This window comes from Microbulbifer halophilus (genome assembly GCF_026183675.1).
GTDB lineage: Bacteria > Pseudomonadota > Gammaproteobacteria > Pseudomonadales > Cellvibrionaceae > Microbulbifer > Microbulbifer halophilus.
In genome coordinates, this window is the sequence record NZ_JAPIVK010000085.1 from 1 (window position 1) to 1,286 (window position 1,286).

Consider the following 1,286-nt stretch of genomic DNA (forward strand, 5'->3'; position numbering starts at 1 on the left):
ATAGCGGCCTCTCCGTTCCTGGCAACCCCTTTTTGAAAGAAATTTTCTTAAGAAAATCAATCACTTGGCGTTGCCTCCACACCGCTTCTCAAGCAGCGAGGGCGCGAACTATACGGGCTCGCGCCGGCCCGTGCAAGCCCTTTTTCATCCCTGGTGCGGAAGATTTGGCGATCGGGAGGGAGGGCCGCCGCGCGGCCCGCATTACTGCGGCTCCAGCTTGGAATTTTAGTATCACGAACCGGAAACCCCAAGGCCCCCGATCTCAGGATTCGTCGCTTTCCTCGCCTTTACGCTCCGGCTCTGCGCTCTTTTCGCCGTCCTGGTCTTCGGCGGCCGCAGCGCTCCGGCTGCCGCGCCTGCGGATCAGGTGCCAGACCCACATGGCCGGGCCGGAGAAAGTGTAGATGACGGCAATGGTCAACAGGACCCTTGGCGGATCGATGGTCACCAGGAAGAAGATCAGGATGACGGCCAGCATCATCACGAAGGGGACGCGCCCCTTGAAGTCGAGCCTCTTGAAGCTGGTATAGCGGAAGTTGGACACCATCAGCAGCCCCGCTGCCAGGGTGACCAGCGCCACCACCGCCGCCAGGCCGGAGCCCATCTCCGCGTCGTGGCCGGCCCAGACCATGCTGGCGATGATGGCCGCGGCCGTGGGGCTGGCGAGACCGATAAAGACGCCCTTGTCGACATCGTCCACCTGGGTATTGAAGCGCGCCAGGCGCAACGCGGCACAGGCGGCGTACAGGAAGGCCGCGGCCCAGCCGAACTTGCCCAGGTGATCCAGCCCCCAACTGAAGACCACCAGTGCCGGCGCCAGGCCGAAGGACACCATGTCCGAGAGAGAGTCGTACTGGACCCCGAAGGCACTCTGGGTGTCGGTCAGGCGCGCCACCCGCCCGTCGAGGCCGTCGAGAATCATGGCGACGAAGATCGCGATGGCGGCGGCCTCGAAATTGCCGTTCATGCCGGAGATGATGGCGTAGAAGCCGCTGAAAAGCGCACCGGTGGTGATCAGGTTGGGCAGCAGGTAGACGCCGCGGGCGCGCACTTTCTTGCCGCTGGCGGAGACCTCTTCTTCTATATGCTCGTCGATCGGCAGGCGGACCTCTTCGTCGTCCCGCTTGCCGGACCGCTTGGCGTCGCCTCTGTCGCTCATAATTTCTCCGTTAACACTTGGATGCCGCCGGCGAGTGTACAGCGATTCCCGATTTCGCGCATACAGGCCCAGCTTAGCGCGCCCATCGGGTAGGAGGCGGGATTACCCCCGCCGTCCTCCCACACCA

The 1,286-nt window shown here is 63.5% G+C and carries 1 protein-coding gene; it reads right to left on the reverse strand.

All coding sequences use genetic code 11. The annotated features are described in order from the left end of the window. Positions 1-262: 262 nt before the first annotated feature. Entirely contained in the window at positions 263-1,159 is an 897-nt protein-coding gene (gene pssA, locus OQE62_RS19300) for a CDP-diacylglycerol--serine O-phosphatidyltransferase (protein ID WP_265723676.1), read from the reverse strand. Between the last annotated feature and the right edge of the window lie 127 nt (positions 1,160-1,286).

Excerpts from the sequence above, each read along its gene's own strand:
- pssA (WP_265723676.1), bottom strand. The coding sequence starts at position 1,159 with ATGAGCGACAGAGGCGACGCCAAGCGGTCCGGCAAGCGGGACGACGAA.